6 protein-coding genes are annotated in these 7,901 nt (G+C 30.8%); 1 reads left to right on the forward strand and 5 read right to left on the reverse strand.

Annotated features, from left to right (window positions below; genetic code table 11):
* The 5 genes from E6771_RS15380 to E6771_RS15400 all read right to left on the reverse strand — a co-directional run.
* The coding region (locus E6771_RS15380) for a GTP-binding protein (RefSeq protein ID WP_316092101.1) at positions 1-97 on the reverse strand (97 nt) is incomplete at its 3' end.
* A 91-nt stretch (positions 98-188) separates the two neighbouring features.
* On the reverse strand, positions 189-2,270 hold the full coding sequence (gene fusA, locus E6771_RS15385; RefSeq protein WP_316092224.1) for an elongation factor G: 2,082 nt from the start codon (positions 2,268-2,270) through the stop codon (positions 189-191).
* A 54-nt stretch (positions 2,271-2,324) separates the two neighbouring features.
* Positions 2,325-2,795: a 30S ribosomal protein S7 gene (gene rpsG / locus E6771_RS15390; protein ID WP_316092225.1), complete on the reverse strand. Its 471-nt coding sequence runs from the start codon at positions 2,793-2,795 to the stop codon at positions 2,325-2,327.
* Positions 2,796-2,819: 24 nt separating this feature from the next.
* Positions 2,820-3,188 (reverse strand): 30S ribosomal protein S12, encoded by a 369-nt coding sequence (gene rpsL / locus E6771_RS15395; RefSeq protein WP_005948786.1) that lies wholly within the window; start codon positions 3,186-3,188, stop codon positions 2,820-2,822.
* A 137-nt stretch (positions 3,189-3,325) separates the two neighbouring features.
* Complete coding sequence (locus E6771_RS15400) at positions 3,326-5,233, reverse strand: ABC-F family ATP-binding cassette domain-containing protein (RefSeq protein ID WP_316092226.1); 1,908 nt, start codon at positions 5,231-5,233, stop codon at positions 3,326-3,328.
* 162 nt (positions 5,234-5,395) lie between these two features.
* On the opposite strand from E6771_RS15400, the gene E6771_RS15405 reads away from it, so the two are divergent.
* The gene (locus E6771_RS15405) at positions 5,396-7,702 is read left to right on the forward strand and encodes a patatin-like phospholipase family protein (protein ID WP_316092227.1); all 2,307 of its coding nucleotides are present in this window, start codon (positions 5,396-5,398) and stop codon (positions 7,700-7,702) included.
* The last annotated feature ends 199 nt before the right edge of the window (positions 7,703-7,901 follow it).

Below are 7,901 nucleotides of genomic sequence, written 5' to 3' on the forward strand. Positions count from 1 at the left end.
AGATAGCTGCTGTTGTTGTTGTTTTTCCGTGGTCAACGTGTCCAATTGTTCCAATGTTTACATGGGGTTTGCTTCTTTCGAATTTTGCTTTAGCCATTTAAATTCTCCTCCTAATTTTTATATTTTATTTTTTATGGTTGGCACTTTACAGTGCCAACCTTTTATAAAGTTACCATATATAAGAAAGATTATTTTCCTCTTTCTTCTTGAATTCCTTTTTGGATAGAAGCTGGTACTTGAATGTATTCAGCAAATTCCATAGAGTAAGTTGCTCTTCCTTGAGATTTAGATCTTAAGTCAGTAGCATATCCAAACATTTCAGATAAAGGAACTTTAGCATCAATGATTTTAGCACCATTTCTGTCTGTCATTCCACCTATCATTCCCCTTCTTGAGTTAAGGTCTCCTATAATATCTCCCATATATTCTTCTGGAGTAGTTACTTCTACTTTGAATACTGGTTCAAGGATTATTGGATTAGATTTAGCAGCAGCTTGTTTAACAGCCATCGATCCTGCAAGTTTAAAAGCCATTTCTGATGAGTCAACCTCATGGTATGATCCATCATAAAGAGTCACTTTTATATCAACAACTGGATATCCAGCTACAACTCCGCTTTCTAGAGCTTCCCTACTTCCTTTTTCTACTGCTGGAATATATTCTCTAGGAATAACTCCTCCAGTGATTTTATTAACAAATTCAAATCCTTTACCTGGATTTGGTTCAAGGATAATTTTAACGTGTCCGTATTGTCCTTTACCTCCAGATTGTTTTGCATATTTAACTTCATGATCTGTAGTTCCAAGAATTGTTTCTCTATAAGCAACTTGTGGTTTTCCTACTGTAGACTCAACTTTGAATTCTCTTTTCATTCTGTCAACAATGATTTCAAGGTGAAGTTCTCCCATTCCTGAAATGATTGTCTGACCAGTTTCTTCATCAGATTTAACTTTGAAAGTAGGGTCTTCTTCAGCAAGTTTTGATAAAGCGATTCCCATTTTTTCTTGGTCTGCTTTTGTTTTTGGTTCAACAGCAACTGAGATAACTGGATCTGGGAATTCCATTTTTTCAAGAACTATTGGAGCATTTTCTGCACAAAGAGTATCTCCAGTAGTAGTTTCTTTCAATCCTACTGCTGCTGCAATATCTCCACAGTAAACTGCTTCAATTTCTTCTCTTTTATTAGCATGCATTTGAAGAATTCTTCCCATTCTTTCTTTTTTACCTTTTGTAGAGTTTAAAACATAAGTTCCTTTTTCTACAATACCAGAGTATACTCTGAAGAATGTTAATTTTCCAACAAATGGATCTGTCATAACTTTAAATGCTAGAGCTGCAAATGGAGCTTCATCTGACATTTCTCTCTCGATTTCGATAGAAGAATCTTTCATATCAGTTCCTTTTACCATTGCAACGTCTGTAGGAGCTGGCATGTAATCAACGATAGCATCAAGTAATGATTGAACTCCTTTGTTTTTAAATGCTGTTCCACAAGTTACTGGAACTATCATATTAGCAATAGTTGCTTTTCTAAGGGCTCCTTTGATTTCTTCTTCACTAATTTCTTCTCCACCAAAGAATTTTTCCATCAATTCATCACTTGTTTCTACAACTGATTCCAACATAAATTGTCTTGCATCTTCAGCTTTTTCAGCTAATTCTGCTCTAATTTCTTTTACTTCAAATTTTTGTCCATTATCTGAATCGATAGGCCAAACAATTTCTTTCATAGTGATTAGGTCGATTACTCCTTCAAAATAATCTTCTGCACCAATTGGTAATTGAATAGGTACAGGATTTGATCCTAATTTATCTTTGATATCTCCAACACACATGTTGAAGTCAGCACCAATTCTATCCATTTTGTTAAAGAATGCAATTCTTGGTACTTGATATTTATCAGCTTGTCTCCAAACAGTTTCTGATTGAGGCTGAACCCCATCAACTGCTGAGAATACTGCAACTGCTCCATCTAGAACTCTTAGAGATCTTTCAACCTCAACTGTAAAGTCCACGTGTCCTGGTGTGTCTATTATATTTATCCTATGTTCTCTCCAGAAACAAGTTGTTGCAGCAGAAGTGATAGTGATCCCTCTTTCTTGCTCTTGTTCCATCCAGTCCATCGTAGCTCCACCTTCATGAACTTCTCCTAGCTTATGTTCTACTCCTGTATAGAATAGGATTCTTTCAGTAGTAGTAGTTTTTCCTGCGTCGATATGAGCCATAATTCCAACGTTTCTAGTCATATCTAAAGAAACTTTCCTAGCCATTAAGTATTTCCTCCTCAAAAAAAATGAATAAAGTTAACCTTTGCCATCTATAAATTAGATTTTATAATGTGCGAAAGCTCTGTTTGCTTCTGCCATTTTATAAGTATCTTCTTTTTTCTTTATAGTTGCTCCATCATTATTAGCTGCTGCAATTAATTCTGCTGCTAATTTTTCGATCATACCATATTCTTTTCTTTGTCTTGTATAAATTGTTAACCATCTGATTGCTAAAGTTTGTTGTCTTTCAACTCTTACTTCAACTGGAACTTGGTATGTAGCTCCTCCGATTCTTCTTGATCTAACTTCGATTTGAGGTTTGATATTATCTAATGCTTGTTTGAATACATCATACCCCTCTTGACCAGTTTTCTCTTTTATTAAATCCATAGCTGAGTAAAATATTCCTTCAGCGATAGCTTTTTTTCCATCTAACATAATTGAATTGATAACTTTAGTAACTACTTTATCTGAGTATCTAGAATCAGGTAGTACATCTCTTTTTATTGCTGCTCTTCTTCTTGACATTTTTAACCGTTCACCTCCCTATAATTAAGCTTTTTTAGCTCCATATTTAGATCTTGATTGTTTTCTTTTGGCAACTCCAGCTGTATCCAAAGCTCCTCTGATAACTTTGTATCTAACCCCTGGTAAGTCTTTTGTTCTTCCACCTCTTACAAGTACGATTGAGTGTTCTTGTAAATTGTGTCCTTCTCCTGGAATGTAGCAAGTAACTTCGATTCCATTAGTTAATTTTACTCTGGCAACCTTTCTTAAAGCTGAATTTGGTTTTTTAGGTGTAGTTGTATAAACTCTTACACAAACTCCTCTTCTTTGTGGGTTTCCTTGTAATGCTGGTGATTTTTTCTTCTCTAGTAAAGTGTCTCTTCCATTTTTTACTAATTGACTTAAAGTAGGCATTTTACCCTCCTTCCTATTAATTTAAAATAATTTTATATATTATAACTTAAATATTATAATCACTTTGTTTCAAAAAGTCAATATAAAGCTAAGATTATATTTATAAATCTTTACAATTATATCATACTTTATCAAATTTAGAAAGTATTTTTTAAAGTTTTTAGTTCATTTTCTAATTCTTCCCATTCTTCCATCAATGAAAATATTTCCATATCCAATTCTTCCAATTCTTTTTGTATATCTATAAGCTTATCTACATTATTTTCTATTCCTGCTTTGCTATACTCTTCTTCTTTAGCAGATTTTTTTTCTTCAAGTTTTTCAACATCTATTTCAGCCTTTATTATTTTCTTTTCAAGAGATGATATTCTGTTTTTATTTCTTTTCTGTTCTTCAAAATTAAGTGAAGCCTTAATATCTTTCTCTTTTACTTCTTCTCTTTGATTTAAATAAGAATTATAATCTCCTTTGAAAAGTACTGCTCCATCTTTCTTTACTTCATATATATTATTAACAACACAATCTAAAAAATTTCTGTCATGTGATACTACTAATATTGTTCCTGTATAATCCTCAAGTGATTCAGACAATATCTCTCTTGAGTATATATCCAGATGGTTAGTAGGTTCATCCAGTATCAGAAAATTAGGTTTTTCCAGCATAAGTTTCATAAATGCCACTCTTGCTTTTTCTCCTCCACTCAAACTAGATATTTCTTTATATACATCATCTTCTGTAAAAAGAAATCCTCCACATATATTTCTTGCTTCTTCTTCACTTAATACAAAATGATACATAAGTTCTTCTAAAACAGTTCTCTTTAGATCTAATCCCTGATGATTTTGGTCATAATATCCAATCTTTACTCTATCTCCTATCTTAAAATCTCCTTTGCTCTGTTTTTCCATTCCATTTATTATTTTCAGCAAAGTAGATTTTCCTACTCCATTTTTTCCAATTACTCCAACTCTATCTCCTCTATATATATCAAGATTTAAATTGGAGAATATTTCTTTTCCATCAAAAGATTTAGCTAAATCTTTTATTCTCAACACTAAATCCACACTTGTAGTATCAGTTTCAAATTTAAGTTTTATTTTCTTAGTTGTAATAACAGGATTTTCCATTTTATCCATTCTTTTGAGTATCTTTTCTCTGCCTCTTGCCTGCTTAGATTTTACTCCAGCTTTGTACCTTCTGATAAATTCCTCCATCTTTCTGAGCTTATCCTGTTCTTTGTCAAAAGCTTTTACAGCCCCTGACAAATAAGCCTCTTTCTGAATAGTGAAATCTGTATAATTTCCATTGTATGTCTTTAAAGTTTTTCCTTCTATTTCAAATATTCTATTTACTACATTATCTAAGAAATAAACATCATGTGAAATAAGAATAAAAGCTTTTTTATAATCTTTTAATATTTTTTCAAGCCACTCAATAGCATTTAAATCCAAGTGATTAGTAGGTTCATCAAGTATCAAAAGTTCTGGTTCTTCCAAAAGAATTTTTCCTAATGCCACTCTTGAAAGTTGACCTCCAGATAAATCACCTATCTTTGAATTCCACAAAAATTCTGCCAAACTCAGTCCATTCAATATCTGTTTCACTTTATATTCTATTGCGTATCCTTCATTTTGCTCATATCTTGCTGTTACAGCCCCTAATTCTTCCATAGTTTTCTCAAAATCATCAAGATTCTCTGCCAATATAACATTTAATTCCTGTATTCTGTGATAATCATTTTGCACATTAGAAAAAACTGTCATCAATTCTTCAAAGACAGTATTATCAAGATTAAGATTAGGTTGCTGTGAGAGATATCCTATTTTTAATCCACCTTTTTTTGATATTGTTCCCCTTTGATTTGTCTCAGGATTCACTTCATCATATTCTAATCCCAAAAGTATTTTAATAAGGGTACTTTTTCCTGCCCCGTTTACCCCTATCATTCCTATTTTATCTTTTTCATCTATTGAAAAGCTTATATTTTTAAACAAAGTTTCCCCTGTAAATCCCATAAATAAATTATTTACCTGCAGAAGTGCCATTTCTTATCTCTCCTAATTTTTTTCATATATTTTCCATCTAAAATCTTAACACATTCCCAATTTATTGTAAAGGTCAAAGTATTTACAAAAGTTTTTCTTACTCCTTTCATCATTTTATGATAAAATTATATGTCAATACTTTACTTAGGGAGTTGCATTACTATGATAAAAAAAATCTTGATTCTTCATTTCTTTATTCTAATATTTTCCTTCTCATTTTCTGGTGGAGTTCAATCTAAAGAATATAAAGTGGATGCCATCAATAAAGCAATAGAAGAATTAAAGATGCAGCAAGTTCATTTGGAACTTTTAAAAGAAAAAATTGAAAACACAAATACTGATATTACAGAAAAAATTCCTGTTTCTGAAGGCAGACCAAAAATAGCACTTGTTTTAAGTGGTGGAGGTGCAAAAGGAGCTGCTCATGTTGGAGTTCTTAAAGTTCTTGAAAAATATCAGATCCCTGTAGATATAATAATTGGAACAAGTGTTGGAAGTATAGTGGGAGGAATGTACTCCATTGGCTATTCTGCTGATGAAATAGAAAAAACTATAATCAATCTAAAATTTACTACACTTCTTACAAATTCCAAGGATAGAAATCTAAAAAATATAGAAGATAAAATAGAGAATGATAAATATCCCTTTACAGTTAGCATTGATAAAAATCTTAAATTATCATTTCCTATGGGCTTTCTAAATGGGGAAAATATTTATTTACAATTAAAAGAAATATTTAATAGAGCTGAAAATATTAAAAATTTTAATGATCTTCCTGTTCAATATAGAGCTATCACTACTGATTTACAAACTGGAAAGGAAGTTATATTAGGTAATGGAGATCTTGCTCTTGCAACATTTAAAAGTATGGCTATTCCTAGTTTTCTTGAACCTATTGAAGATAATGGAAAATTTTATGTGGATGGAGGAGTCGTTAATAATTTTCCTATAGATGTGGCCATTTCATTAGGAGCTGATATAATAATAGCTGTTGATATTTCTGCTGAAGCTTCAAAAATAAATGAAAAATCAAACCTTATAACTATTTTAGATAAACTTGCTACATATAATGGAAATAGAAAAGTTGATTTACATAAAAGACTGGCTGATATTTTAATAGTTCCAGATGTAAAGGATCATGATACAATAGATTTTAGCAATCTTTCAGAACTTGTAGATGAAGGAGAAAAAGCTGCTGAAAAATATGGATATATTCTAGAAAATTTAAGTTACCCTCAAGAATTTAAAAATATAAAAGAGAAAGGTCTTAAAGAAAAACCTATATTGATAAAAAATATAAAGCTTGTTGGAAATGAAATTCTCACTGAGGAAAAGGTTAAAAATCTTATGCCAAAGGTTAAAGGTAATCAATTTACCAGATCTGATTTAAATGATTGGACAAAAAGAGTTTATTCAGTGAGCTATATAGAGAGAGCTTTTTATGAAATAGATAAAGATACTATTATATTTAAAGTAAAAGAAAAAGATGGAATAAATATCAATGCATCTCTTAATTACGCTTCTAATTATGGTGGTTCTATGAATATATCTGCTACCATTCCAAACTTTGGATTATGGACAAGAAATTATACTATAAAAGCAGAAGCATCAAGTTATCCTAAAATAGCTCTTAATAATCTTTCATTTTATGAATTGGGAAGAATTAAAATTTTAACTGCTGCTAGTATGGGTTATGAAGTTAATCCATTATTCATCTTTAATGAAGGAAACAAAGTTTCAACATATGAATCAAATACTTTTAAAACCACTTTATCACTTGGTACTGCAATATCTAATAATATAGTTACAGGATTAACTTTAGAATATCAAAGTACAGATAATAAATATTCTGGTGGAAGCAGAGCATACAGAAATTTTCATGAAAATTATCAAACTATTTCCTCTGGAATGTATCTCTATATTGATACACTTAATAAAAAGAATTTTCCATCAAAGGGAAATGTTCTGCGTTTTGATGGTTTTAATACTCAAGGAGTGGGAAGTGAGGACATAAATTATAATGGTTTTCTGTTTTCTACTGATTTTTATATTCCTATAACTGAAAGATTCTCTATGAATATAGGGATATCTGGAGGAAAAACAGCAGGTGAAAATATTCCTAATAGTAATTTATTTAAATTGGGAGGATTAAGAGATAATGATTTAGCATTCTCCTTTGTAGGTTTGCCTATGATGGGAAGATATACTGATGAATTTTATATGATTCGTGGTGGCATTCAATATAAACTTACAGATAGTTTCTACCTTATAGGTAAATATAATATGATGACTTATTCATCTGATGGTTTGTCTTTCCAAAAATCTTATGATATTGGAGATAGAAAATATCATGGTTATGGTGGTGGTATAGGTTGGGATACATTCCTTGGCCCTATTTCTTTAATGCTATCTAATGATTTAGATTCCTCTTCTCCATTATTTGAAATATATATGGGATATACATTTTAAGAAATAAAATTCAAATAGAAAAAAGATTACATTTAAAAATTATTTTTAAATAAAGAATAGGCTATAGACAATAAATTTTGTCCATAGCCTATTATAAAAATTAAAATCTAAGTTTATATCCTATGGATATCATATTATCAGAAATTTTTGATCTCTCAACTGAAACATCATATGATATATTTACAGATGTACTTTCACT

The organism is Fusobacterium sp. (assembly GCF_032477075.1).
Taxonomy (GTDB): Bacteria; Fusobacteriota; Fusobacteriia; order Fusobacteriales; family Fusobacteriaceae; genus Fusobacterium_A.